Source organism: Ruoffia sp. FAM 20857 (assembly GCF_045528645.1).
GTDB lineage: Bacteria > Bacillota > Bacilli > Lactobacillales > Aerococcaceae > Ruoffia > Ruoffia halotolerans.
In genome coordinates, this window is record NZ_JBGQRB010000017.1 from 16,275 (window position 1) to 42,859 (window position 26,585).

22 protein-coding genes and 2 pseudogenes are annotated in these 26,585 nt (G+C 35.2%); 19 read left to right on the forward strand and 5 right to left on the reverse strand.

Annotation, left to right across the window (positions count from 1 at the left end):
* Positions 1-78 precede the first annotated feature (78 nt).
* The 9 genes from ACEN4N_RS05465 to ACEN4N_RS05505 all read left to right on the forward strand — a co-directional run bounded on the left by ACEN4N_RS05465 (position 79) and on the right by ACEN4N_RS05505 (position 8,803).
* On the forward strand, positions 79-1,386 hold the full coding sequence (locus ACEN4N_RS05465) for a carbohydrate ABC transporter permease (protein WP_407089912.1): 1,308 nt from the start codon (positions 79-81) through the stop codon (positions 1,384-1,386).
* Between the two features lie 2 nt (positions 1,387-1,388).
* Positions 1,389-2,237, forward strand: a complete 849-nt coding sequence (locus ACEN4N_RS05470; protein WP_138405110.1) for a sugar ABC transporter permease — start codon at positions 1,389-1,391, stop codon at positions 2,235-2,237.
* Positions 2,238-2,253: 16 nt separating this feature from the next.
* The gene (locus ACEN4N_RS05475) at positions 2,254-3,081 is read left to right on the forward strand and encodes a hypothetical protein (RefSeq protein WP_407093832.1); all 828 of its coding nucleotides are present in this window, start codon (positions 2,254-2,256) and stop codon (positions 3,079-3,081) included.
* 49 nt (positions 3,082-3,130) lie between these two features.
* The gene (locus ACEN4N_RS05480) at positions 3,131-4,237 is read left to right on the forward strand and encodes an ABC transporter ATP-binding protein (protein ID WP_138405112.1); all 1,107 of its coding nucleotides are present in this window, start codon (positions 3,131-3,133) and stop codon (positions 4,235-4,237) included.
* A 165-nt stretch (positions 4,238-4,402) separates the two neighbouring features.
* A complete protein-coding gene (gene nagA / locus ACEN4N_RS05485) occupies positions 4,403-5,551 on the forward strand; it encodes an N-acetylglucosamine-6-phosphate deacetylase (protein WP_138405113.1) in 1,149 nt (382 codons plus the stop codon).
* Positions 5,552-5,569: 18 nt separating this feature from the next.
* Complete coding sequence (locus ACEN4N_RS05490) at positions 5,570-6,487, forward strand: aldo/keto reductase family oxidoreductase (RefSeq protein ID WP_407093833.1); 918 nt, start codon at positions 5,570-5,572, stop codon at positions 6,485-6,487.
* Positions 6,488-6,557: 70 nt separating this feature from the next.
* The gene (locus tag ACEN4N_RS05495) at positions 6,558-7,058 is read left to right on the forward strand and encodes a PTS glucose transporter subunit IIA (protein ID WP_407093834.1); all 501 of its coding nucleotides are present in this window, start codon (positions 6,558-6,560) and stop codon (positions 7,056-7,058) included.
* Positions 7,059-7,181: 123 nt separating this feature from the next.
* A complete protein-coding gene (locus tag ACEN4N_RS05500; RefSeq protein WP_407093835.1) occupies positions 7,182-8,003 on the forward strand; it encodes a metallophosphoesterase in 822 nt (273 codons plus the stop codon).
* 95 nt (positions 8,004-8,098) lie between these two features.
* Entirely contained in the window at positions 8,099-8,803 is a 705-nt protein-coding gene (locus ACEN4N_RS05505) for a FadR/GntR family transcriptional regulator (RefSeq protein WP_407093836.1), read from the forward strand.
* Between the two features lie 83 nt (positions 8,804-8,886).
* Here ACEN4N_RS05505 and ACEN4N_RS05510 read toward each other — a convergent pair.
* Positions 8,887-9,072, reverse strand: a pseudogene (locus ACEN4N_RS05510) (IS3 family transposase); the annotation flags it as partial.
* 7 nt (positions 9,073-9,079) lie between these two features.
* On the opposite strand from ACEN4N_RS05510, the pseudogene ACEN4N_RS05515 reads away from it, so the two are divergent.
* A pseudogene (locus ACEN4N_RS05515) lies at positions 9,080-10,150 on the forward strand (glycoside hydrolase family 3 N-terminal domain-containing protein); the annotation flags it as partial.
* Positions 10,151-10,318: 168 nt separating this feature from the next.
* Positions 10,319-10,783, forward strand: coding sequence for an S-ribosylhomocysteine lyase (locus ACEN4N_RS05520; protein WP_407093837.1), 465 nt, complete (start codon positions 10,319-10,321; stop codon positions 10,781-10,783).
* Between the two features lie 64 nt (positions 10,784-10,847).
* On the opposite strand, the gene ACEN4N_RS05525 is transcribed toward ACEN4N_RS05520, so the two are convergent.
* A complete protein-coding gene (locus tag ACEN4N_RS05525) occupies positions 10,848-13,133 on the reverse strand; it encodes a glycogen/starch/alpha-glucan phosphorylase (protein WP_407093838.1) in 2,286 nt (761 codons plus the stop codon).
* An 87-nt stretch (positions 13,134-13,220) separates the two neighbouring features.
* A complete protein-coding gene (gene malQ / locus ACEN4N_RS05530) occupies positions 13,221-14,864 on the reverse strand; it encodes a 4-alpha-glucanotransferase (RefSeq protein ID WP_407093841.1) in 1,644 nt (547 codons plus the stop codon).
* Positions 14,865-15,109: 245 nt separating this feature from the next.
* Here malQ and ACEN4N_RS05535 point away from each other — a divergent pair, with 245 nt between their 5' ends.
* Complete coding sequence (locus ACEN4N_RS05535; protein WP_407089883.1) at positions 15,110-16,108, forward strand: LacI family DNA-binding transcriptional regulator; 999 nt, start codon at positions 15,110-15,112, stop codon at positions 16,106-16,108.
* A 71-nt stretch (positions 16,109-16,179) separates the two neighbouring features.
* On the opposite strand, the gene ACEN4N_RS05540 is transcribed toward ACEN4N_RS05535, so the two are convergent.
* Positions 16,180-17,025, reverse strand: a complete 846-nt coding sequence (locus ACEN4N_RS05540; protein WP_407089881.1) for a DUF368 domain-containing protein — start codon at positions 17,023-17,025, stop codon at positions 16,180-16,182.
* A 175-nt stretch (positions 17,026-17,200) separates the two neighbouring features.
* Here ACEN4N_RS05540 and ACEN4N_RS05545 point away from each other — a divergent pair, with 175 nt between their 5' ends.
* From ACEN4N_RS05545 to ACEN4N_RS05555, 3 genes are all read left to right on the forward strand, one after another.
* Positions 17,201-17,467, forward strand: coding sequence for a glutaredoxin (locus ACEN4N_RS05545; RefSeq protein WP_407089880.1), 267 nt, complete (start codon positions 17,201-17,203; stop codon positions 17,465-17,467).
* Positions 17,468-17,592: 125 nt separating this feature from the next.
* The gene (cdd, locus tag ACEN4N_RS05550) at positions 17,593-18,000 is read left to right on the forward strand and encodes a cytidine deaminase (protein ID WP_407089879.1); all 408 of its coding nucleotides are present in this window, start codon (positions 17,593-17,595) and stop codon (positions 17,998-18,000) included.
* Between the two features lie 67 nt (positions 18,001-18,067).
* Positions 18,068-18,448, forward strand: coding sequence for a VOC family protein (locus tag ACEN4N_RS05555; protein ID WP_407089878.1), 381 nt, complete (start codon positions 18,068-18,070; stop codon positions 18,446-18,448).
* A 67-nt stretch (positions 18,449-18,515) separates the two neighbouring features.
* Here the strand turns inward: ACEN4N_RS05555 and ACEN4N_RS05560 are convergent, their stop codons facing one another.
* A complete protein-coding gene (locus ACEN4N_RS05560) occupies positions 18,516-19,676 on the reverse strand; it encodes an ABC transporter substrate-binding protein (protein ID WP_407089877.1) in 1,161 nt (386 codons plus the stop codon).
* A gap of 1,040 nt (positions 19,677-20,716) precedes the next feature.
* On the opposite strand from ACEN4N_RS05560, the gene glgB reads away from it, so the two are divergent.
* The 4 genes from glgB to glgA all read left to right on the forward strand — a co-directional run bounded on the left by glgB (position 20,717) and on the right by glgA (position 26,426).
* A complete protein-coding gene (gene glgB, locus ACEN4N_RS05565; RefSeq protein WP_407093839.1) occupies positions 20,717-22,624 on the forward strand; it encodes a 1,4-alpha-glucan branching protein GlgB in 1,908 nt (635 codons plus the stop codon).
* A 71-nt stretch (positions 22,625-22,695) separates the two neighbouring features.
* Positions 22,696-23,847, forward strand: coding sequence for a glucose-1-phosphate adenylyltransferase (locus tag ACEN4N_RS05570; protein ID WP_138403977.1), 1,152 nt, complete (start codon positions 22,696-22,698; stop codon positions 23,845-23,847).
* On the forward strand, positions 23,831-24,979 hold the full coding sequence (gene glgD / locus ACEN4N_RS05575) for a glucose-1-phosphate adenylyltransferase subunit GlgD (protein ID WP_407089876.1): 1,149 nt from the start codon (positions 23,831-23,833) through the stop codon (positions 24,977-24,979). The genes ACEN4N_RS05570 and glgD overlap by 17 nt, the downstream gene beginning before the upstream one ends.
* Before the next feature lie 10 nt (positions 24,980-24,989).
* A complete protein-coding gene (gene glgA / locus ACEN4N_RS05580) occupies positions 24,990-26,426 on the forward strand; it encodes a glycogen synthase GlgA (protein ID WP_407093840.1) in 1,437 nt (478 codons plus the stop codon).
* Positions 26,427-26,585: the final 159 nt, after the last annotated feature.

A 26,585-nucleotide genomic window follows, 5' to 3' on the forward strand; every position in this document is an offset into this window, starting at 1 on the left:
AACTAACAATGTCTGGTTGGCCTACGCCAGCCAGATTTTTTAATCATTAGTTTGGGAAGTATTAGAGGAGGCTTTATGATGGAAGTAGAAAAAAAGTCAATTAAAAATGAGAAATTGGCAGCTGCCTTGTCAATTATCCCAGGTCTTGGGCAACTTTATAATAAGCAAATTATCAAAGGTATCTTATTTTTAGCTGTAGCAATTTTATTCGTTTATGAATTAAATGTTTTTGGAATTCAAGCCATATATGATTTAGTAACGCTTGGAACAACTCCGATGGAAGATCATTCATTATTTATGATGATTCGAGGAACACTACAAGTATTAGTTACTATCATATTTTTATTTTTCTACGTATTCAATATTTATGATGCGAAGAAAGTGGCGTCACACTGGAACTCTGGTATTCACGTAAATAAAACTTTCCGTGAACTTTTTAATAATGTATATAAAAATGGATTTCCATATTTATTAATTGTACCGGCATACTTAGCAATGATCTTTGCAATTATATTCCCAGTTCTCGTAACGATATTTATGGCATTCATGGACTACAGTATTATGAATATGCCACCGGCAAAATTATTAAGTTGGGTAGGTTTAGAAAACTTTCTTAATATATTCACTTTAAGTACTTTCCGTGATGCATTCACATCGGTATTCTCTTGGACAATTATTTGGACGCTATGTGCGACTACATTACAAATTGTTTTAGGAGTGTTCACAGCAGTCATTGCTAACCAACCGTTCATTAAAGGTAAACGTATTTTTGGGGTTATTTTCTTATTACCGTGGGCTGTGCCTGCGTTCATTACAATTATGTCATTCTCGAATATGTTTAACGATTCAGTTGGAGCCATTAACACCCAAGTTATTCCGTTTCTAAATAACTTTATCCCATTCATGGATATCGGACGAATTGCTTGGAAGACAGATCCTTATTGGACCAAAGTTGCAATTATTATGATTCAAGGTTGGTTAGGTTTCCCTTATATTTACGTTATGACGACAAGTATTTTACAAGCGATTCCTGAAGATTTATATGAAGCAGCCAAAATTGATGGCGCTGGAGCTATTAGACGTTTCCGTGACATCACAATGCCAACAGTCTTTGCTGTAGCAGCTCCAGTATTCGTCACTCAATATACTGGGAATTTTAATAACTTCACTATGATCTATCTATTTAATGATGGTGGACCCGGAAGTGCGGGTGGCGGGGCCGGACAGACGGATATCTTAATTTCTTGGATATTCAAGCTGACGACGAATAACTCCCCTCAATATTCACTTGCAGCTGCTTTAACAATCATCGTATCATTTATCGTTATTGGTGTGACGTTGATTGTATTTAAACGGACAAATGCATTTAACATGGAGGATGAATAATTATGAAGAAGAAAGGTTCAGCGAAAGCAAAAAGACTCATCGGACAGATCTTAACGTATTTATTTATGATTGTCTTATCGATTATTATCATGTACCCGCTTTTAGTAACAGCGAGTTCAGCCTTTCAGGCAGGTAATATCACGTCCTTCTCATTAGATTTAAATGCAACATGGACGTTAGATAACTTTAGACGATTATTCGATGAGACGATGTATGGTAGATGGTATGTCAACACATTAATCGTAGCCTTCAGTACAATGATTGTTCAAGTAACCATTGTTACTTTAGCAGGTTACGCATACAGTCGTTACCGTTTTATGGGACGAAAAAATAGTTTAATGATGTTTTTAATTATCCAAATGGTTCCAACAACCGCAGCTTTAACAGCCTTCTTCGTCATGGCTTTCTTATTAGATGCGATTAATGAATTTTGGTTCCTTTCATTCCTTTATATTGGTGGAGGTATTCCAATGAATACTTACTTAATGAAAGGATACTTTGATACAGTACCTTATGACTTAGATGAATCCGCAAAAATTGACGGTGCCGGACATATTAGAACGTTCTGGGAGATTGTAACACCACTGGTTAGACCTATGATCGCCGTTCAAGCTTTATGGGCATTCATGGGACCTTTCGGGGATTTCATGTTAGCTAGATTCTTATTAAGAAGTCAAGAATCATATACGGTCGCTGTTGGTTTACAAACTTTTATTAATGACACACGAAATCAACGTGTCGCACTATTTGCCGCTGGTGCAATCTTAATTGCGGTTCCAATCTCCATTCTATTCTTTATGTTACAAAAGAATTTTGTATCTGGATTAACGAGTGGCGGTACTAAAGGTTAGATAAGGAATGATTTATATGGCGCATGTATTTCCAATCAATTATTTTTTAACTGCATTCTCTGCAGTAAAAAGTTTTACACATAGACAGTATTTAATACACTGGCAAAAGTTAGTTGTCATGATTCTGCTCGCTTCGTTAATGATGATACCTTTATCATTACAGTTGGGTAGAACAACTAGCGCATACTTAACAAACTATGTGCCTGAAGTGATGGATTATATCGACGAATCAGTCGTTCAAGAGTTAAATACTCTTGGTAATAGCGGAACAAATCTTATGATTACTGAAGATAAGATCATTAAAGAAAATGATGAATTCATTATTGGCTTAACACCTTCAATCGAAGCAGCTGAAACATTATTGAGTGATCGAGGAGGTATTATTTATACTTCTGATCAGACTATCTTTGGTGAAGACATCTCATCTCTGTTTTATCAACCTTATACAGGTGACAAGCCGATGAATGAAGTTGAAGACGTAGAGAATTTAAAAGAATTGATGTCACAACAATGGTTTTGGAGTAATCGAACATCGATTATCTTAACAAATTATATTCAATTAAGTGTTCTAATAATAGTGAGTCTGCTATTCTTAGTATTAGGATCAAGTTTCTTCTTATCCTTTATGCGAAAAAATGATATGTACGATATTAATTCGTTTTCTGAAGCTTTAACGATCGTCTTAAATTGTTTAGGGTTACCAACTGTCATGGCTATGGTGATTGGTTTAGTCAGTGGAAATCCAACAACCATGTTGACGGTTCAAGGATTATTGTTTGTTCTCATGTTAATGTGGGTTTATTGGAAAACACACTTTAATGAACATTATGTACAAAACAAATAAAGGATAATAATGGATTGCTACTACTAAAAAATAAAGGAGCTATACTATAATGGTTAAAATAAATTTAAATAATATTTATAAACAATACCCAGGAAATGATACTTATTCTGTTTCTGATTTTAATTTAGAAATCGATGATAAAGAGTTTATCGTCTTTGTCGGACCATCAGGATGTGGGAAATCAACAACACTTAGAATGATTGCTGGCCTTGAAGACATTACAAAAGGCGAGCTAGTTATCGATGAAGAAGTGATGAATGATGTTGAGCCAAAAGATAGAAACATCGCAATGGTGTTCCAAAACTACGCTCTTTATCCACATATGACTGTATTTGATAATATGGCTTATGGTTTAAAATTACGTAAATACTCAAAAGACGAAATCAAAAAGCGTGTCGATTCAGCAGCTGAAACTTTAGGTTTAACAGAGTTCTTAGAGCGTAAACCAGCAGCTTTGTCTGGTGGACAAAGACAACGTGTGGCACTAGGGCGTGCGATTGTTCGTGACGCAAAAGTGTTCTTGATGGATGAGCCATTATCAAACTTAGATGCGAAATTACGTGTTCAAATGCGTACTGAAATCGCTAGACTACATAACACATTAAACACAACTACGATATACGTTACCCATGACCAAACGGAAGCGATGACTTTAGCAACACGCATTGTCATCATGGACCGTGGGATTATTCAACAAATTGGTTCACCAAGAGAAGTATATGATCGTCCAGTGAACATGTTCGTAGCAGGTTTTATGGGATCACCTGCAATGAACTTCTTTAATGTAACTTATTCAAATGGACGTATCACAGATGGTAAAGAAATTGATGTTGAAGTATACGAACCTGCTCGTCGTCTATTAGAAGAGAAAGGCTACGAAGGAAAAGATGTCGTATTCGGTATTCGTCCAGAAGACATTAATGCAGAGCAAGTGGCACTAGACTTACACTCTGAAGCACGTGTTAACGCTGAAGTTGTAGTGTCTGAGTTAATGGGGTCTGAGACAATGCTTCACTCGAAAGTAGGAGATACAACGTTTGTTGCCCGTGTAGACGCACGTGATACTCATGGACCTGGCGAAACGGTAGAACTCGCTTTCAATATGAATAAAGGTCATTTCTTTGATGTAGACACAGAAGAAGTAATTAAAAAATAAAAGATTTACACTCGTTGAATGAATGATTGACACAATTACAAGTTGTCACCGATACATTCTTTAACGAGTGTTTTATTATAAATAGATGTAAAATAAAGGCATTTTCAATCGAAAAAATGGTATGATAATCATATAAGTAAATTGAAAAGGGAAGAGTTGAAATACATGACACAATATGTACACGCTAAAAAAATAATTTTAACCGACGAAGTCATTGAAGATGGCTACTTAGCTATAGAAGATGGCAAGTTCAATGGGATAACATTAGAGAAACCAACGGATGGCGACATCTTAGATTATTCTGAAGATACGATTGCACCCGGGCTTGTGGATACACATATCCATGGGTATGTGGGACATGATGTGATGGATAATGATTTCAAAGGGATTAAAGAGATATCAGAAGCACTGCTAGCGTGTGGTGTGACATCATGGCTACCTACGACGTTAACAGCGCCAACAGAGCAGTTAAACGACGTATGCCAAACAATCGGAGACAACTATGAAGATGTGGCAGGCGCAAAGATACGCGGTATTTTTCTAGAAGGACCATTCTTTACTGAAAAGTATAAAGGCGCTCAAAACTTAGCTTATATGAGTGATCCATCGATTGAAAAGTTAAAACATTGGAATGACTTATCGAAAGACTTAGTTAAGAAGATTGCGATTGCACCGGAACGTGATGGAGTAAAAGAATTTATCAAGTTCGCAAACACAATTGGCGTAAAAACAGCTTTAGCTCACAGTGATGCTAGTTATGAAGAAGCGAAAGAAGCCGTGGACGCTGGAGCAAATATATTTGTTCATACTTACAATGCCATGAGTGGACTTCATCATCGTAATCCTGGAATGGTTGGGGCAGCACTAGGCTTAGATAATGTCTTCGCAGAATTAATTAGTGATGGGCATCATGTTCACCCAGGAGCAGCTCAAGTCGTAGTTAAAGCTCGCGGACCTAAAGAAACGGTCCTTGTAACAGATTGTATGCGTGCAGGAGGCTTAGGTGACGGTGAATCAATGTTAGGGGAACTTGAAGTCGTAGTAAAAGACGGACAAGCTCGCCTGAAAGATGGTGGGAATCTAGCTGGATCGATTCTTCGCTTAAATGAAAGTGTACGGAATATGTTTGAATGGGGCATTGTGTCTCAAGCAGATGCTTTAAGAATGGCATCTTACTCCCCAGCTAAGTCAGTCGATATCGATGATGTATGCGGCCAAATTAAAGCAGGTTTAGATGCTGACTTTATAATTGTAGGAGAAGACCTAGAATTAAAAGCAACATTTTTAAATGGAGAACTAAAATATAAGCAATAAATATAAAGGTGGATTGTAATGGAAAAGATTAAGATAGGATCTTCACAACTGTCAGCCAGTCAATTAGGCTTAGGTTGTATGAGAATGGCAGATGAATCCAAAGAGAAAGCTGTTGAAGTCATTAATACGGCCTTTGAACAAGGAATTACACTCTTTGATCACGCAGATATTTATGGAAAAGGTCAATCGGAAATACTGTTCGCCCAAGCACTTAAAGATTCAGAAGTTAGACGAGAAGATATTATACTACAATCTAAAGTAGGTATTCGTGATGGCTACTTTGATTTCTCAAAAGATCATATTTTGAAGGCGACAGACGGTATCTTAGAAAGATTGGATACAGAATACTTAGATATGCTATTACTTCATAGACCCGATACCTTAATGGAGCCAGAAGAAGTGGCAGAAGCATTTGATGTATTATATATGAGTGGTAAAGTGAGATATTTTGGTGTTTCAAACCAAAACCCTGGGCAAATCAAGTTATTACAAAAACACTTGAAGCGTCCACTTCTTGCCAATCAATTACAATTTGGACCCGCTCATACACCCATGATTGATGCAGGATTTAATGTGAATATGACGAATGACTTGTCAGTTAATCATGATGGAAGCATTCTTGAGTATTGCCGCTTAAATGATATTACGATTCAACCGTGGTCGCCGTTTCAAGTTTCATTGAGTGAAGGATTATTTATTAATCATCCTGATTATCAAGAAATGACTAAGGTGATGAAAAATTTAGCTGAACACTATAACGTGTCACTAGAAGCGATTGTGATTGCCTGGATTAATCGTCATCCAGCTAAAATGCAGACGATTGCTGGGTCGATGTCACCTAAACGTATTAAAGATATGAGTGAGGCTTTTTCAATTAATTTGACTAAGCAAGAATGGTATGACGTTTATAAAAGTGGCGGGAGAAAATTACCCTAAGTGATATTATTTTGTAATAGAGCGCTTTAATCGTATAATTAAAGTGAATAACAATAGGAGCTAAAGATCTATGTTTAATTTTTTTAAGAAGAAAGATAAAAAAGAAGTAGTAAAAGAAGTTAATGTCTATGCAATGTGTGACGGGGAATTTGTCAATATTGAAGATGTACAAGATGAAGTTTTTGCTCAAAAGATGATGGGAGACGGCTTTGCGATTAGACCGAATAATGGTACAATCAGTTCACCCGTAGATGGACAAGTAGACAACATTTTCCCAACAAAACATGCGGTGAGTTTCACAGTCGGTGAATTAGAAATATTACTACATATGGGAATCGACACAGTTTCTCTAGAAGGTAAGCCATTTACCATTCATGTAAATGAGAATACTCAAGTTTCAAAAGGTGACGATATAGCAGACGTTAATTTATCTGAACTCGAAGCAAATGATAAAGATAAAGACATGATTATTGTGTTTACAAACGGCGCAGAAGTGATTGAAAATATCGATGTAAAAGCAAGTGGAACGGTATCTAAAGGTGATTTAGTTGCCACAATCAAATTAAAATAACAAAGAAATAATTAGGAAACGGTTCTAAATTTGTTATATACTGTGCTTTAATAGAGCATGTATATATCAAAAAGAACCGTTTTTTTGATTCTATCAAATTGTTGAGAGGGAGGCGAATGAAGCATGCGCATAGGTTTTATATCCGATTTACATGTTGATAATTTTACTTATGAAGTACAAGATTATTTAGACACCATGTCAGAAATAATTAAGAAGAATACCATAGAGACGCTAGTTATCGGTGGAGATATTACGAATAGTTACAAGACAACAACGGATGTTGTTGAAAAACTACAAAGTCAAACTAATATTCAAGTGTATTTTATTCCTGGCAATCATGATTTATGGGACCGAGCATCAGATAAAGCAGATATAAATACGATGAACATCTATAAACAATACAAAGAACATCCTCAATGTCTCATCGAATCACCAATCATGTTGAATAATAATGTTGGTCTAGTTGGTCATACAGCTTGGTACAATTATGTGAAATACAATAAAGAAAAATTTAGCTTAGACAAAATTAAAAAAGGGCGCTATAAAGGTGTAACTTGGCAGGATAAGAAATATATCCAATGGCCAAAAGAAGATCCAGAAATGTCGAAATACTTTGCAGAAATCATCGAAAAAGATATCCAAAAACTACAAGCTGAAAGCTACATTTTAGTCACTCATATGATTACTATTCCAGAATTTACGATGCCATTACCTCATAGAGTCTTCGATTTTTTTAATGCTTATATTGCTACAGATGATTTACTATCCTTATATGAAAATTACCCCATCGAGAAAAGTATTATGGGTCATGTTCATTTTAGAGGAGAAGTTGAGAGGGAAGGAACGCTTTACATAACGAATTCACTGGGTTATGTAAAAGAATGGCGCTCAAAGGATATGCGTAAAGAAATCCAAAATACTCTATACATATATGATATAAAATGATGTGAAGCCGATAAAAAAACACTGAAAGCATTTGCAAAAACGTAAAAAAAGTGTAATATATGATAGAAGACATCAGATGATATGGAGGAAAGAATATGGAAGGGACTGCTAAGTCTTTAATTGAACAAACAAGTGAGTCTATCTTAAACTACATTATTACGAATAACTTATCCACAGGAGATAAACTTCCGAACGAATATAAGTTAGCAGAAGAAGTGAATGTCGGGCGAAGTACATTAAGAGAAGCTGTTCGTACGCTTGTATCACGTAATATTCTTGAAGTCAGACAAGGCTCAGGAACTTATGTTAGTGAGAATACAGGAATCGTTGATGATCCACTGGGATTTAGCTTTGTAAAAGATACACTTAAACTAACAGAAGACTTATTTGAGATTAGGTATCTTCTAGAACCACGTGTTGCTGGTCTGGCAGCGACAAATGCAACAGACGAGCAAATTGAAGAATTAGACAAAATACGTTTGGAAATCGAAGAAAAAATTGGCGCATTTAGTGATGAGCATATTGAGAAGGATATTGAATTTCACAAGTTAGTTTCTGAAATGAGTGGCAACGTAGCTATGTCAAACTTAGTTTCGATAATTAATCAATCGATTTCTCGTTATTATGATTACTACACAAGTAACCGAATCAAAGAGGAAACGATTGTATCGCATAGAGAGATTATGGATGCAATTAAAAGTAGGGATCCGATTTTAGCGGAAGATGTGATGCGAATTCATATTGTAACGAACCGCAGAAGTTTATCACAAAATAAGAAAAACAACTTGAAAAAAGAATAAAAAGTAGACAAACTTGAAAAACACCACTGAATGTAGTGACCCTTAAAAATGGACTTTAATCGAATATTTTTCTAAGTGGCTTGTCACCTATATTGAATAGGTGACAAGCCGTTTAATTTTGTATTAATACATTCGTGATTGTACCAGTAAATATATGATCTGATTCGTGCTTCTAACTCCCCGATACTTTCAATTGTTTCACCGCAGTACATTTCTTGCTTCAATAAACCAAAAAAGTTTTCCACCGGTGCATTATCTAGACAGTTCCCTCCTGAACATATTCACTTACCAGAATAAGAAAAGGCATTACACCCAGAACGTGACGAAGATAATTTCTTATCAGCGTCATTAAATAAGACTTTATTAGACGAATTATTACGTGGTAAAGTTGGATTAAACAGTAATATCTTAACAGATGCTTCACACATGGTAGCGATGACTGCTTCATTCCCTCGTCGTGAGATGAGACCAACAGCGATTGAAGCTGGATGTGACTTATTCTTATTCTTCAATGATCCAGATGAAGACTTCCAATGGATGAAAGAAGGACTAGAAAACGGTCTATTAACTGAAGAACGTTTACGCGATGCAATTCATCGTACTTTAGGTCTTAAAGCTAAAATTGGTTTACATAATACTCCACGTGAAGAAATTATGTTACCGAAAGAAGAAGCTCTATCAAAAATCGCAACAGAAGCTAACACAGAAGTTGTTCGTGAAGTTGCAGATAAAGCAATCACTTTAGTTAAAGATAAACAAAAAGATTTATTCCCAGTAAGACCAGAACGTTACAAACGTATCTTATTAGTACCAGTATCAGGTATTAAAGGTGGATTCGGTGCTATGATCGCTGGTAATAAACCAAAAGCACTTGACATATTGAAAGCATTATTAGAAGAACGCGGACATGAAGTTTTAATTTGGGAATCAACTCAAGAGAAAATCATGAAGTTACCTGAAGAAGAACGTGGAGCAGCTATTGCGAACGTTTATGCTCAGAAACAACCAATTGCTAACTTAACTGATAACTATGATTTAATCATTAATGTTGGAGATGTTAACAGTGGTGGTACTATCCAACGTACTATTTGGCCAGCGTCTAAAGGTACTCCAGATAGCCCATTCTATGTACACGAAATTCCAACTATTTATGTTTCAGTTCAAAATCCATTCGATTTAGCTGACGTTCCACAAGTAGGTACATACATTAATACTTACGATGGTATGTTAGTAACAATGGAAGAACTAGTTAAGAAATTAGCTGGCGAATCTGAATTCAAAGGTGTAAGCTCAGCAGATCCATTCTGTGGTTTATGGGATACAAAACTTTGGAGAGATAGAAAATAATATAACTAAAACATTCAAAATCTCCGAATCCAGCAAGCATCTCCCCCGGTGCTTGCTGGGTTTTTTTGTCTGAAATATTTCTTAAATGACCTTTATTCTAGGTTATGTTAAGATATGATATGAAAGAAAACAAGAATACGTCTATATAAAACAAGGAGGACAATGATAATGGCTAAAGTAGAAAGTTTTTCGTTAGATCATAACAAAGTAAAAGCACCTTATGTAAGATTAGCGGGTAAAGAAGAGCATGAAAAGGGAGCAGTAATTGAGAAGTATGATTTAAGATTTCTGCAACCTAACAAAGATACTTTACCAACCAGTGCTGTTCATACATTAGAGCACTTCTTAGCAATTCATATGCGTGATGAAATCGAAGGTCTTATCGATATCTCGCCAATGGGTTGCCTTACTGGTTTCTACATGGTTGCTTGGAATGATCACAGTCCAGAAGAGATTGCAGAAGCATTAAAGAAAGTCTTAAATATAATTATTGAAGCAGATGTGATTGAAGCAACAATAGCAATCGAATGTGGAAATTATAAAGACCACTCGTTATTTGCAGCAAAAGAATATGCAAAACAAGTATTGAATGACGGAATTAGTATCGAGCCATTTGAACGTAAAGTTATTTAATTTGAACAAAAAAAGGGCAATTCCAAACGGAATTGCCCTTTTGCTCATGTATCAAAACATTATATTAATTTACGTTTTTAATTTCTTGTTCTAAATGCCAGATATCACGGTTATATTCATTAATTGTTCTATCTGAAGAGAAGAATCCTGCTTTAGCAATGTTTATTAATGCTTTACGAGTCCATGTATCGTGGTCTTCGTAATCTTCATAAACTTTCTCTTTGATTTCAATGAATTCTTCAAGATCAATTAAAGCCATGAAGTAATCTTTGTTAATCATGTCATAATGTAAGCGAGATAAGCGACCTTCGTCACCTAATTCAAGCATCTTAGGATCCATTAAGAAATCAACTAACGGTTTAATTGTTTCGCGTTCATAGTATGAACGAGCGTTGTAACCATTTGTAGCATATAAATCTACGATTTCCTCACTTCGTTTACCGAAGATATAGATATTTTCCTCACCAACTAAATCGGCAATCTCAACGTTAGCACCATCTAAAGTACATAATGTTAAGGCACCATTCAGCATGAATTTCATGTTACCTGTTCCACTTGCTTCTTTAGATGCGAGCGAAATTTGTTCTGAAATGTCTGTAGCCGGAATTAAGTACTGTGCATGCGTTACGTTATAGTTTTCTACCATAACTACTTGGAAATGCTCATTGACCTCATCATCATTGGCGATAATTTCAGATACAGTTAAGATAGCATGGATAATATCTCTTGCGATTGTATAAGCTGCTGCAGCTTTACCACCAAAGATAATTGTAATTGGTGTTTTTGGAATATTACCATTCTTAATGTCATTGTATTTATGAATGATATAAAGTAATAACATTTGTTGACGTTTGTATTCATGAATACGTTTGATATGAACATCAATAATTGAATGTTCGTTAATCGTAACATTTTGCATAGTTTCTAATCGATGACTTAGACGTTGTTTATTATTAAACTTTATTGCACGCAATTTAGTAAGGACATTTTCATCATCTTTAAAGTCTAATAATGGTTCTAGATTCGCTGAAGTTCTCCACTCATCTGAAATAAGGTCATCAATGAAGTCAGCAAGTTCTTTATTTGCGTCCATAATCCAACGACGGAACGTAATACCGTTTGTTTTGTTAATAAATTTATTCGGATAAATATCAAAGAATGCTTTTAATTCTGAATTTTTTAAGATTTCAGTATGTAATGCAGCCACTCCATTGATACTGTAACCATAATGAATAGCCATATGTGCCATATGTACACGGTCGTGTTCATCAATAATTGATACGGCGTGATTATTAGGGAATTCATCTTTTTTACGATTATCTAATTCACGGATAATGTTCGCAATTTCTGGCATAACTTGTTCTAATTCATCTATTGGCCATTTTTCTAAAGCTTCAGCTAAGATTGTATGGTTAGTGAATGCTGTCAATGATTGAGTGATTTGGATGGCTTCATCAAAATCAATACCACGTTGTGTTAATAGACGAATCATTTCTGGAATAACGAAAGCAGGGTGAGTATCGTTAATTTGAATGACTGCATATTCTGCTAAATCGTGTAAATTACTTCCACGAGCAACAGCTTCATCAAGAATCAACTGCGCACCGTTCGATACCATATAGTATTGTTGGAAAATTCTTAATAATTCTCCTTCACGGTCTGAATCATCAGGGTATAGGAATAATGTTAAGTTTTCTTCGATATTAGTCTTATCAAAGTGAATCGTTCCTTCTTCGATAATATCACTTGTTACTGAATCTAAGTCGAACAGTCGTAATCGATTTCGAGTATCGCTATTATAACCTAAGACATCGATATCATATAAAGTTGATTTTAGAGTAAAGTTATTAAATGGCACTTCATATGATTTTTCGTTTTTGATTAACCATGATTCTTCCGTAATCCATGGATCAGGGAGTTGAGTTTGTTGGTTATCTTTAAAGACTTGTTTAAATAAACCAAAATGATAATTCAGTCCAACACCATCACCATTAATACCTAAAGTTGTAATTGAATCGACAAAACAAGCTGCTAAACGACCTAATCCACCATTACCTAATGAAGGTTCTAATTCTGCTTGCTCAATGTCCATGATGTTTTTACCATTGGCGATTAACTCATTGTTTACTTCATCGTAAATACCTAAGTTTAAAAGGTTAGTTGATAATAATTTACCAATTAAGAACTCCGCACTAAAGTAGTATAATTTCTTCTTTTTGTCATCATTTGTAGGTAATTCACGTGATTTGTCACGAACAAGATCTAGTAAGACCTTATACATCTCTTGATCCGAACACTCACGAATCGGCTTATCAAAGTTATCTAAAACATAATTTTCTAAAATACTCATTTTGAACTCCTTTATGGGTTGATTTATTTTAAGTAACGTACTACATATATATTACTGATTATAAAAGTAAATAGACACTAATAACTCTTATATATCTGTTTCCACATCATCTAATTCTGGTGCTGGGTGATACTCACCTTTAGTGTCTGATGCTTCCAACTCAACGTATTCATCCGTATTTTCTTCATTTTGCTCAGGGTTATATTGTTGAGGTGCACGGAAGTACTCGACAGTGAGTTTAGTTAATGACTCTTTAATAGGTTCATCAATCGCACCGTCTAACATACGCCATTGCCAGTTATGCCCAATGGTTGATGGTTCATTCATTCGGGCACTATTATCTAAATCGAGTAAGTCTTGCATTGTGTAAATGGCGAAATCACTCACAGAAGAAGCGATTCCACGGTTTAATGCCTCAGAGATTTTTTCTCCAGAGCGTCTGTTTAAGTAAGAATCTAACTGGTCTCTCATTGCTTGGTTCGTAGTATCTTCATACCATCCACGAGCAGTCATATTATCATGCGTTCCCACATAGGCTGCAGTATTCGGAATGTAGTTATGAGGTAGTTCGATACTATCCTCGAAACCATTAAAACCAAATTGTAAAATCTTCATACCAGGATAACCAGTCTTATCACGCATATCAATAACTTCTTGAGTCATGAAACCTAAGTCTTCAGCAATAATATTTAGTTCACCAAGGGCATCAGTAATATGTTTGAATAAGTCATAGCCAGGACCTTTTGTCCATTGACCCGCTGCCGATGATTTTGATCCGTAAGGAACTTCCCAGAAAGATTCAAACCCACGGAAATGGTCAATACGAACAACATCGTATAGATTAAAGCTTTCTTTTAATCTCCAAATCCACCAGTCATAGCCATTTTCCTTCATATATTCCCAATCATAAATTGGATTCCCCCAGAATTGCCCGTCATCTGAAAAGCTATCTGGCGGTGTTCCAGCAACATGCGTTGGTTCTACTTTGTTCTTCATCTTGAAGTATTGAGGTGTTGCCCACATTTCTACACTATCTCTAGATACGTAGATAGGGATGTCCCCAACAATTTGAATGTGATTATCATTCGCATATTTCTTTAATTGATTATATTGTTTAAAGAATAAATATTGAGTCACTTTATGATAATTAATTTGATCACTGAGTGTCTCACGATATTCCTTCATTGTTTCAGGTTCTCGATTAATACTCGCTTCGTCCCAGTTATACCAAGGTTCTTCATTGAAACTTTCTTTAATACTCATAAATTCACTAAAATCAATGAGCCAATCCTTATTTGCTTCTTCAAAGCGGTAGTAATCGTCAAAGTCACCCAGTTCAATAAACCGTTTCACAGCTTTTTCTAAGATAGGGCGTTTAACTTTGTAAATTAAACTATAATCCACTTTTTCGGGATCATCTCCAAAGTTGACCGATTCATAATCATTTTTCTCTAATAAACCATCTTCTTCCAAAAGAGTATAGTCTATAAAATACGTATTACCCGCAAAAGCTGAAAAGGACTGATAAGGCGAGTCACCGTAACTGGTTGTTGTTAACGGAAGAATTTGCCAATGAGTTTGTTTCGTCTCTTTTAGAAAATCAACAAAATCATAAGCAGATTGTCCAAATGTTCCAATGCCAAAAGGGCCTGGCAATGATGATATGTGCATTAATACACCACTTGTACGTGTCAAATTGTATAACCTCCTACTAAAATAATTTTCTTGTATCCTTTCCGTTATGCAAAAGCTTTCGCTAAGATAACTGAAAACTCTTACATAACGAAAAGGAGATGTAATAATTAATACAATTCCATTATAAGAGAGAAACAAATAAAAAACAAACGTTTTCGTAATGAAAGCGATTAAAATATTTTATTACAGACTGTGATTGCTTTAAGGACAATGTTTTAGTATAATTAAAAAAACGCAATCGTTTGCGTAAAAGGGACGAATTATCAGATTGAGGTGTAAAAATGTCAGTAACAATAAAAGATGTTGCTAGAGTAGCAGGAGTTTCTCCCTCTACTGTTTCTAGGGTTATATCAAATAGCCCATCAATCAGTGAAAAGACAAAGACAAAAGTTAGAACAATTATGGATGAATTAAAGTATTATCCAAATATGAACGCAAGAAGTCTTGTTAATAGTACCTCACGTATTATTGGCTTAGTATTGCCAGATAATACAGATACATTCTATCAAAATCCATTCTTTCCAACTGTATTACGTGGTATGAATGAAGTGGCGAATGAAGAAAAGTATACATTACTTTTAAGTTCAGGAAATACGGAAGATGAGAGACTTGATCGAATTAAGACTATGGTATTTGGTAAACAAGTCGATGGATTGATTTTTCTTTATTCAAAAATAAATGATAAAATTATTCACTTCTTAAAAGAAATTAATTTTCCATTTGTTGTTATTGGAACGCCAACAATTAAGGCGGTGAACTCAGTGGATAATGACAATGAAGGCATGTCATATGAAATAACTTCTCAAATTATTAAGCAAGGCAGGAAAAAGATTGCTTTTGTTGGGGGAGAGAAGTCGTTAAACTTTATCGAATTAAGATATGAAGGGTATCGTAAAGCGCTTGAAGAGCATGGAATAGAAGTGGATCAGTCGCTTGTATTCAATGAGTTTCAATTCCTATCAAACGTAGGATATCAGTTAGTTGAAAAATTATTAGAATTGCCCGAATTAGATGGGGTGGTTATAGCTGACCAGCTGGTTGCTCGGGGGATTCGTTCTGGCTGGGAAACAGCTGGAAAAGAGCCTATTCCAATGGCAACTTTTAAAGCATATGAGTCTTATAAATCTTGTGAAAAGTACGAGTTATTCGTGGATATTAATGCTCAAAAATTAGGGAATAGCGCACTGTCGATGCTTTTAGACATAATTACATTTAAGCATGCAGAGAATAATACACAAAGATATATCCAAGAAATTGTCGAAGCAGAACTAGTCTTATAATCAGCTGTACCAAAAAGCTCCTCATTTAACCCAATATCAGGATTAAATGAGGAGCTTTATTAAATATTAGTTTACTTATAACGATTTTCAAGTTGTGACATCCACCAGCCTAAAAGAGCACCCAGAGTGAATAATACAAAACACATCAAGAATTCTAAAAAGCTAAAGACAGCGTATTTTGAACCAAGAGGTACAATCATTAAAGTTGATGCCAACACAATTCCAACGATAAAGTGGAAGAATTCACTATAATTTGTACTGAAAATCTTCTCAATCACTCTAGCAAGTAATAAAATAGTGATTAAACCACCAATTCCGATTGGAATAATGATAACCAAATCAAAAGTTTTAAATCCGTCTGCCATTGCTTGATATAATCCCATATATAGAATAAAGTTTGATGGGCTCATTCCGGGGATTAAGATTCCCAAAGCAATTAAAGCACCACAGACCATCCAAGCAATAAAACTTGGTTGAACCGCACCATTGAATAGCTGATTCCCAAAACCAAGTAGAATAATACCGAAAACAAAAGCGATGATCATAATTATATAATCTTTTCTATCACGCCCTTCTTTTCCAGCTTCAGCCCAAAGAGCCGGAGCGGTTCCAACAATAGCACCAATAAAGAACCAAGTAATAATGACTTCGAAAGAACCAAGTAAATAACTGATTCCCCAAGAAAGAATGGCAATACCTACCAACGCCCCAATACCAACCGGTAAAAAGAAGCGAACATTTTCTTTAAAGTTTTTAGTAATATTAGCTAAAAAATTAATGATTCTTTCATAGATACCGAAGATTGCTGCGAGTGCACCCCCGCTGACACCAGGAACAATAAAGCCTGATCCAACAAACATACCTTTTACGAAACGAAGCAACCAACTTTGGTTATCGTTTTTTTCATTTTTTTCCATTGTTACCTCCATTAATATGACAATAAATATTAAATAGAATTCAAGTTTTTTCTATCGAATTTTATCACTCACTGTCCAATTATACTTAAAAGTTGAATGATGAGCAAATCAAAATAGTTGAAATTATGAGGAATGTAACGTATAAATAAATTAGGTAACAAATAGGAGTGAAAAAATGGAAAACAATATTTTATATTATAGTGATGTATGTCCAGACACCAAATCGTTTCTAAATGAGTTGAACCGTTTAGAGGTTCGTTTCAAAAGTGTGAATATCACTGAATCGATTTCCAACCTAAAAGAATTCTTGGCAGTTCGGGATAATGAAGCTGTCTTTAATGATAAAAAAGAAACGAATCAAGTAGGTATCCCAGTATTAGTAACAGAAGATAAAGATTACCTTTTTGATGGGGACCAATTAAGAAATAAATTTGAAAATTAGTCATATATAAAGTTTTTTAAGTGAGGCGTAACATCCTCACTTAAAAGACTTTTTTTTACAAAAAAATAATTATTTTAGCTGATTATAAGCTATAATATAGTTACAAATAAAAGGATGGTGTTAGTATGAAGCAAGAAAAGATAGATAAATTAGTCGAAGAAGCAATAAATATTAAGCCTAATTCGTACTCCCCTTATTCAAATTTTAGAGTCGGTGCAGCCATCGAAATGAATGATGGAGAATTATTTACCGGGGTAAATATTGAAAACGTTTCCTTTGGTGCAACTAATTGCGCAGAACGTAGCGCAATTTTCACAGCAATCAGTCAAGGCTATCAACCTAAAACAATTAAAGCGATTGCGGTTTCAGGCGATACAGATGAATTTCTACCACCTTGCAGTATTTGTCGTCAAGTGATGGTCGAATTTTGTGAACCTGAGACACCAGTATACTTAACGCGTAAAGATGGTAAAGTCTTAGAAACTAGTGTGGAAGGTTTAGTACCATTTGCATTCTCAACGATGGATATGTAAGGCCAATAATTTGTTTGTCATTCGTTTGTCTGATATATTTAATTTATTATAAATGAGGAGTGAGGGAATGGCACAAACATTACTACATGCTTGTATTCGTGTACAAGATTTAAAAGCATCAAAAGAATTCTATATGGGTGTATTTGATTTTGAAGTGAGTCGCGAGAAAGATTTTCCGGAAGATAAATTTACTTTATCATACTTAACGGTTCCTGGAAGTGATTTTGAATTAGAGCTTACTTACAATTACGATTCAGAAACTTATACAATCGGTAATGGATTCAGTCATTTAGCTTTAGGTGTTGATAACTTAGAAGAAACTTTCGAAAAAGCAAAAGCATCTGGCTATGAAATGACCGAAATGAAATCTTTATCAGATAATTCAACTACATACTTCTTTATTACAGATCCAGATGGATACCGTTTAGAAGTAATGTCTAACAAATAACAAGACACCAAAAAACCGCTACAAGCTTGAATTCAAGCTTGTAGCGGTTTTTTGGGTACTTCTATTTTTAGTCAAAGACCACTTCATGAACTGCAGTTTCTTCAGCATTTTGAATTTCAATCATATTTACAACATTTTTTGTCGGGTTATGGTTTTCATCAAAGATAAAGTCGCCGGTAATTCCAGAGAATTCTTCAAGATTTTCAAGCGCTTCATTGACTGCAACTGGGTCATCACTACCTGCTTGTTCAATGGCACTCTTAAGCATATAAATTGTGTCGTAAGCTAGAGCAGCAAACATATCTGGATCTGAGTCAAATTGATCACGGTATTTTTCAACAAATTCGTCTTCATCTTGAATAGGGTAAAGTGAAGCGTAGTAGACGTTATTCATATTCTCAGCGCCAGCCAATTCATAAATAATATCATTACCGAATCCATTAGAACCTAATATTGGAGCATCGATACCAAACTCGCGAGCTTGTTTAACAATTGGACCAGCAGTTTGATAAAAGGCTAGTATAGTAATTGCATCAAAATCTTGAGCAGCAATGTTTGAGATAATCGCACTAAAGTCATTCATCTCCGGTGTGAAAGTTTCAGTATGGACAATCTCTCCTTCATAACCTTCAACAAAATTATCATATAGCCCAGAACCATAATCACTTGAGTTATCATATAGAACGACCATCTTTTCTGCTTCCATATTTTCGTATCCAAATTTAGCAATCCCAGAACCCTGGAATGAATTTGGCCATGATGAACGGTATACGAAGGGCTGAACATTTCCATCGTCATCAAAGGTAATATCATTATTAGTCACTGATGGAGAAATTAATGGGATTTGATATTCATTTGCTGCTGGGATTGCTGCTTGCATTTGACTTGTTGTCGCAGGACCAATCATTGCAACAACATCATCTTGGGTTGCTAAACGAGTCGCAATCATGGCAGCTTCTGTATCATCTGATTTAGTGTCGTACTCAACGATATTAAAAGGACGACCCATCACTCCGCCATCTTCATTAATTTCTTCAACCGCCATCTTAATCGCGTTGGATTGTGTAATTCCGTATGCTGCTACGGCACCGGATAATTCATAAATAACACCTAGATTAATTGGATCTTCGTCCTGGGCAAAAGCTGTAAAGGTAGGTGTGAATGCACTAGTAGCAATGGTAGCAGTAGCAATAATTTTTGTAAGTTTTTTTCTAATTGAATTGAACATTTAAGTTCCTCCTAGTTTAATTTGGTAAATTGTGTATTTTAAAGTCATATATAAGTCCGATAAATCTGATAAGTCTGATAAGCTATCCACGTTTACCACCTCATTTATTTAGTAATAGTCAACAAAAAAACGAGCCTGAGTTATTCAGGCTCGTCATGTGACATGAGCCCGTATTCACGAAGAATAGGACTCTAATCATTAATGATTAAAATCCTAAGGCATGTCTAATAATAAAGCTATATTTTGGATAGCAAAGCATCGCTGAATGTTAGATTGAATATTTGGGTTAGATTTTTGCATAATACTTTGCCTCCTTTTTGTTGATAAAGTAAGTGTATAATAATTAAAATTAAAAATCAACACTTATTTTAATCTTAATCTAATAAACCTGGCACATCACCGCCAAAGAATGGTAGATATAGTTTCCTATCTTCATAAAGGGAAAATTAATTAATTAAAAAAGTATTTATGAAACAGATTTCATCGCTGAATTAAAATCTTTTATGAAAACTTTAACTATATAAATTAAATAAAACTCAAGATAAAATTAAATTAATGAGTACAAATAAAAAAAAGAAATTGATTTAATCATAATCTAATTAAATTCGTTAAAAAAGTAATTGCTAAAAAATGATAATGCTATATAATAGTATTATGCGATGAGTCGAAAAGCGATCAGGTAGATTGCAAGGTGATATACTACTGACTAACATCAACGTCGGGAAGACGAGTATAGCAAGCTCTCTGCTGTGAACAGAGACTTCGATTAATTATATTAATTTCGCCGTTCGAATAAAACCACGAAGAATTAATTCTTCGTGGTTTTTTTGTGCCATAAACGAATTTAATTGTTAAGAAAATGTAAATTTTCATTTTTTGATTAAATAAAAATGAGATATAGGTTATAATGAAAATATGAACATTGTTAAATATATTTTATTACAAAATATTGTTACGGGAGTTAACAGAATGATACAGAAAAAAGCGCTTTCATGTTATAATAAAACTATAGTACTAGATGCTAATAAGGAGGGGATTAAATGAATAGTGAACTTGCCAAAGCTTCGAATTTTGAAAAGGATATTTATTTTTTCAATCAAGGAACCCATAGACAAGCCTATAAATTTTTAGGAAGTCAGCGGGTTGAAGACGGCAATAAGATTGGTTACCGATTTAATGTTTGGGCACCATACGCGAAACAAGTATTTATTCAAGGTGACTTTACAAATTGGAATTTGAAGGAATTAGAATATATTGATGGCGGCATTTGGTCAATATACTTTAATGAAGATTTAAAGGGGCAACATTATAAATATGGTATTGATAACGGTGTCGGACATATTGAATATAAGATGGATCCCTTTGCCTACCGACACGAGACGGCACCGAAAGATGCGTCAATTGTTTGGGATTTACCCGACTATGAGTGGAATGACTCAAGTTGGATTAAAAAACAGCGTGAGAAGAACATACTAGAAGAACCTTTACAAATTTATGAGGTGCATTTTAGTTCTTGGCGTCAACATACAGATGGAAGAAGTTATAGTTTCCAAGAACTTGCTGAAACATTAGTACCTTATGTGAAGAAGATGGGTTACACGCATATCGAGTTTATGCCATTAATGGATCACCCCTTAGACGCCTCTTGGGGTTATCAAATCACTGGATTTTATGCAGTGTGTGGACGATATGGAACGATTGATGAATTAAAAGAATTCGTCGATTACGCTCATCAAAACGGCATCGGCGTTCTTATAGATTGGGTTCCAGGACATTATTCACGAAATTCAAATGGGTTAGCATATTTTGATGGTACACCAACGTTTGAATACCAAGATTTGAATAAAGCGAATAATGTTGGCTGGGGAACACTTAATTTTGACTTAGGGAGAACTCAAGTTCAAAGCTTCTTAATGTCCAACGCATTATTCTGGTTAAAAGAGTTTCACATAGATGGCATTCGAGTGGATGCCGTATCTAATATGCTTTACTTAGATTTTGATGAAGGGCCGTGGACTCCAAATGAAGAAGGAACGAACATTAAGCTTGAAGGTATTGATTTCTTACAGAAATTAAACACCGTTGTTCATGAAGAATGGCCCCAAGCAATCATGATGGCTGAGGAAAGTACTAATTGGAACGGCATCACAAAGAGTGTCGAGGAAGGTGGCCTTGGTTTTGACTTCAAATGGAACATGGGTTGGATGAATGATACGTTGAAATTCTTTGAGATGGATCCACTCTATCGGCCAAAAAATTTAACATTGATTACCTTTGTTTTCATGTATCAGTTAAATGAAAACTATATCCTACCATACTCACATGATGAAGTCGTACATGGTAAGAATTCTATGTTAGGTAAAATTCAAGGAGACCGCTACAATCAATTCGCAACATTGAGACTAATTCATGGTTATATGATGGCTCAACCTGGTAAAGTACTGCATTTCATGGGGAATGAAATTGGTCAATATTTAGAGTGGCGATACTATAACGAATTAGAATGGATTGATTTGGAAAGAGAATACAATAGTGAATATCAACACTACATGAGTACTTTAAACCATTTAGGTCTTAAAGAAAAATCACTGCATGAATTGGATCATTCCGTAGATGGGTTGACGGTATTAGATGCAGATAATTATGACGAAGGTGTTTTAACCTTTATTAGACATAGTAAAAAAACAAATGATTTTTTAATAATTATTTGTAACTTCGTTCCTGTACAAAGAGAAGATGTTTGCATTGGCGTTCCATTCGAGGGTACTTATGAAGTTTTATTAAATTCAGAAATGAAAGAATTCGGTGGTGCGTGGGTTGACCCGATAGCAGATTTAAAAACCGAAGCAATCGACACAAATGACCAACCGTTTTCGATTAAGACGATTATTCCTGCTACTTCAGTCCTTTACATCCGTCCCAAACGTATTTCAGGCGTAAAGAAATAGGAAAGGAGATAGAATATTGGTTAACATAGTTAAACCGTCTCGCCAACGATCAACAATATTCTAACTGTAAAATGAAACATGAAATGATAGCAATGATTTTAGCTGGTGGACAAGGAACTCGATTAGGAGTCCTGACGAAGAATATCGCTAAACCAGCCGTACCTTTTGGTGGAAAGTATCGAATTATTGATTTTGCTTTAAGTAATTGTGCTAACTCTGGAGTTAAAAACGTTGGGGTTGTTACGCAATACCAACCATTAGAGTTAAATGAACATATTGGAAAAGGTGCTTCTTGGGGCTTAAATAGTCGTGATGGTGGAGCAACCATACTACAACCTTACTCAAGTACAGATGGCGAAAAGTGGTTTAAAGGAACTGCGAACGCTATTTATCAAAACATAAGTTATATAGACTCTTTAAATCCTGACAACGTCTTAATTTTATCAGGAGACCATATTTACAAGATGGATTACAGTGAAATGTATAATTTCCACGTTGAGAATAATGCAAGTTTAACAGTTGGGGTTATCCCAGTTGATATGAGCGAAGCATCACGTTTCGGAATTATGAATACAGATCACAGTAACCGCATTATTGAATTCGAAGAAAAACCAGCAGAGCCAAAGAGCAACTTAGCTTCAATGGGAATTTATATCTTTGACTGGCCAACACTTCGTAGATATTTAGTGAAAGATTCAGCTAAAGACCGTGTATTAGAAGACTTTGGTCATGATGTTATCCCAACATATTTAGATAACGCTGAGAACTGTTTTGCTTATTCATTCGAAGGTTACTGGAAAGATGTAGGAACGATTGAAAGTCTATGGGAAGCGAATATGGGATATTTAAACCCTGATCATCCATTAAATGAAACGCGAAATTCTTGGAGAGTCTACACATCAAATAAAGTAACGGGTGCTCAGTTCTTAACTGAAGATGCAGAAATTTCGAATGTTTTAATTGTAGACGGAAGTTATGTAGCTGGTAAAGTGTCAGATTCAATTATTTCACAAGACGTAACCGTTTCTCATGGTACTACAGTATCAAATTCAGTCATTATGTCTGACGCTGTCATTGGAGAAAACTGTGAGATAGATTACGCAATCATTGGTGAAGGTGCAGTGATCGCAGACGGAGCGAAAGTTGTCGGAACAAGAGATGAAATTGCTGTAGTTGGATTTTATGATAAGGTAGGAGGCCCAAAGAATGATGGCGAAAAATAATATTTGTGCAATTATAAATTTAACAGAAGATACAACTCAACTAAAACCCTTAACAAACAATCGTCCTATCGCTGGATTACCATTCGCAGGACGTTACCGTATTATTGACTTTATGCTTTCAGACTTAGCGTATGCTAAGATTGAATCTGTCGGATTATTCATTGGTGAATCTGGTCGTTCTATTTATGACCACGTTCGTTCAGGAGCTGCTTGGGATTTACAATCTGAAGTCAGTGGAGGTATATTTACTTTCTCACACCAAGATTGGAAGAAAAACCATCCAAAATCTCATGAACATGAAGATTTTTATTATAACCACCGCTTATTTTTAGAGAGATCAAATGCAGATTATGTCTTTGTTGCCGGAAGTAAAATTATTGCTAACGTTGATATTCTTGCAGTTAGACAACAACATATCCAAAACGATAAAGGTGTAACTGTTGTTTACAAACACTTCGATGAGAACCAAGTTTCAGACGATGAAATGTTAGCACATGGTATTGTCTTTAATGGCGATGAGATTGAGAAATTCACAAACTATGTTGTACCAAGTCAAACAGGGAAAGTAAATCTTGGTTTAAATATGTACTTCTTAAGTGTTGATAAGATGCTAAGTATCTTAGATCAAGCCACTGAAGACGAAGTTTATCTAGAACTTAATGAATTATTACAACATTATGCGACAGCTTGTTCATTAAACGGATTTGAATATACTGGTTATGCTTCAAATATTGATACAATTGATAAATACTACAAAGCGAATATGGATTTATTAAGTTTCCCAACTTTTTCTTCATTATTCCAAACGAGCATTCCAATTTTAACAAAATCAAAACACGGATCACCCACTTACTATGCTCCTGAATCAAAAGTAAGTGAGTCATTTGTTGGGAGTGATACATTTATTTCAGGAACAGTTAAACGTTCAGTTTTAAACCGTCGTGTGGTTGTAGAAAAAGATGCTACTGTACTTAATAGTATCCTTTTACAGGGAACAAAAGTCGGTGAAGGTGCTCAAATTGACTATGCAATCATCGATAAGAATACGGTTGTGGAACCAGGTGCTAAAATTATTGGAGCACCCGATGATATAAAAGTTATTGGTAAAAATTCACACGTATTAGCAGACTAGGAGGGTAAAAATGAAGGTTTTATTTGCTTCAGCTGAATCAGCACCATTCTTTAAGTCTGGAGGACTAGGGGATGTTGCTTCGGCATTACCTAAGGAATTAGTTAAACAAGGCGTTGATATTCGAGTTGTATTACCGAATTACACAAAGATGCCAGAAAAATACAAAAGCCAATTAGAGGAGCATTCTCATTTCCGTTTTCAATTAGGAAACAAAAACGTATACTGTGGAATCAAAACATTGAAACATGATAATGTCATGTACTACTTTATAGATAATTTAAGTTATTTTGATCGACCCGATTTATACGGTGAGTGGGATGATGGCGAGCGCTTTGCTTACTTCTCAACTGCTATTATAGAAATGATGGAAGTAGTAGACTTCATTCCAGATATTATTCACTGTAATGATTGGCAAACCGCTATGATACCAGCCATGCTAGTGGATAGATATCATTGGAAGGATACCTTGAAGTCAATTCGTAAAGTGCTGACGATTCATAATATTCGCTTCCAAGGAATTTATGAACCAAATATACTAACGAATGTCTTTGGGACAAGTTTTAATACTTTTACGGATGACGGTGTTAAATACCATGATTTAGTAAATTACTTAAAAGGTGGGATTAATTTCTCTGACCGTGTAACGACAGTTAGCCCAACTTATGCGAATGAAATTACGACACCTGAATTTGGTGAAGGATTAGACGATGTCATTCGTCATAATCGCTGGAAATTACGTGGGATTATTAATGGTATCGACTATGATTCAAATAATCCAGAAACTGATCCACTTATTCCACATCATTTTTCAATTGAAGACTTGTCAGGGAAAGCTAAGAATAAACTTGAACTTCAACGACGCTTAGGTTTACCAGAGAACCCGGATGTGCCAATCATTGGAATGGTAAGTCGTTTAACAGACCAAAAAGGCTTTCAGTTAATTGAAGAAAAATTAAATGACTTGCTTCAACAAGATGTTCAAGTCGTCTTACTCGGTACGGGTGAAGAGCAATTTGAAAACTCGTTTAGATATTTTGAAGAAGTTTACCGCGATAAGATGCGTTCTTGCATTATGTTTGATGTCGAGCTAGCTCAAATGATTTATGCGAGTTCGGATATGTTCTTAATGCCAAGTGCGTTTGAACCTTGTGGTTTATCACAGATGATGGCCATGAGATATGGGACTTTACCAATCGTTCACGAAACTGGTGGCCTTGTAGATACTGTTCAGGCATATAATCAATTCACTGGTGAAGGGACTGGGTTCAGCTTCTCGCCATTTAATGCTCAAACGATGATGGATGTAATTAATTTAGCCCTACATATCTACCGCAATGATCAAGAAACTTGGAACCAGCTAGTAGAGCAAGCAATGAAGAGTGACTTTAGTTGGAAAGGCCCAGCTCAAGACTATATTAATTTATACGAAGAGTTACTCAATGAATAATTAATTAATAAAACTACTGGATAGCTTATGTGGGTTCATGAATTTTTGATGTTGGTGGACCGAGGAGCCAGGTGACGCAGTCACCTTGGCTCTTTTTTTATTCCTATGTTTAAGTGTCTCTCTATGCAACGATAGTTTGTGTTGTGTTCTCATCTTTAA

Coding starts and splice junctions, on each gene's coding strand:
- ACEN4N_RS05465 (WP_407089912.1), top strand. CDS start 79: ATGGAAGTAGAAAAAAAGTCAATTAAAAATGAGAAATTGGCAGCTGCC.
- ACEN4N_RS05470 (WP_138405110.1), top strand. CDS start 1,389: ATGAAGAAGAAAGGTTCAGCGAAAGCAAAAAGACTCATCGGACAGATC.
- ACEN4N_RS05475 (WP_407093832.1), top strand. CDS start 2,254: ATGGCGCATGTATTTCCAATCAATTATTTTTTAACTGCATTCTCTGCA.
- ACEN4N_RS05480 (WP_138405112.1), top strand. CDS start 3,131: ATGGTTAAAATAAATTTAAATAATATTTATAAACAATACCCAGGAAAT.
- nagA (WP_138405113.1), top strand. CDS start 4,403: ATGACACAATATGTACACGCTAAAAAAATAATTTTAACCGACGAAGTC.
- ACEN4N_RS05490 (WP_407093833.1), top strand. CDS start 5,570: ATGGAAAAGATTAAGATAGGATCTTCACAACTGTCAGCCAGTCAATTA.
- ACEN4N_RS05495 (WP_407093834.1), top strand. CDS start 6,558: ATGTTTAATTTTTTTAAGAAGAAAGATAAAAAAGAAGTAGTAAAAGAA.
- ACEN4N_RS05500 (WP_407093835.1), top strand. CDS start 7,182: ATGCGCATAGGTTTTATATCCGATTTACATGTTGATAATTTTACTTAT.
- ACEN4N_RS05505 (WP_407093836.1), top strand. CDS start 8,099: ATGGAAGGGACTGCTAAGTCTTTAATTGAACAAACAAGTGAGTCTATC.
- ACEN4N_RS05520 (WP_407093837.1), top strand. CDS start 10,319: ATGGCTAAAGTAGAAAGTTTTTCGTTAGATCATAACAAAGTAAAAGCA.
- ACEN4N_RS05525 (WP_407093838.1), bottom strand. CDS start 13,133: ATGAGTATTTTAGAAAATTATGTTTTAGATAACTTTGATAAGCCGATT.
- ACEN4N_RS05535 (WP_407089883.1), top strand. CDS start 15,110: ATGTCAGTAACAATAAAAGATGTTGCTAGAGTAGCAGGAGTTTCTCCC.
- ACEN4N_RS05540 (WP_407089881.1), bottom strand. CDS start 17,025: ATGGAAAAAAATGAAAAAAACGATAACCAAAGTTGGTTGCTTCGTTTC.
- ACEN4N_RS05545 (WP_407089880.1), top strand. CDS start 17,201: ATGGAAAACAATATTTTATATTATAGTGATGTATGTCCAGACACCAAA.
- cdd (WP_407089879.1), top strand. CDS start 17,593: ATGAAGCAAGAAAAGATAGATAAATTAGTCGAAGAAGCAATAAATATT.
- ACEN4N_RS05555 (WP_407089878.1), top strand. CDS start 18,068: ATGGCACAAACATTACTACATGCTTGTATTCGTGTACAAGATTTAAAA.
- ACEN4N_RS05560 (WP_407089877.1), bottom strand. CDS start 19,676: ATGTTCAATTCAATTAGAAAAAAACTTACAAAAATTATTGCTACTGCT.
- glgB (WP_407093839.1), top strand. CDS start 20,717: ATGAATAGTGAACTTGCCAAAGCTTCGAATTTTGAAAAGGATATTTAT.
- ACEN4N_RS05570 (WP_138403977.1), top strand. CDS start 22,696: ATGAAACATGAAATGATAGCAATGATTTTAGCTGGTGGACAAGGAACT.
- glgD (WP_407089876.1), top strand. CDS start 23,831: ATGATGGCGAAAAATAATATTTGTGCAATTATAAATTTAACAGAAGAT.
- glgA (WP_407093840.1), top strand. CDS start 24,990: ATGAAGGTTTTATTTGCTTCAGCTGAATCAGCACCATTCTTTAAGTCT.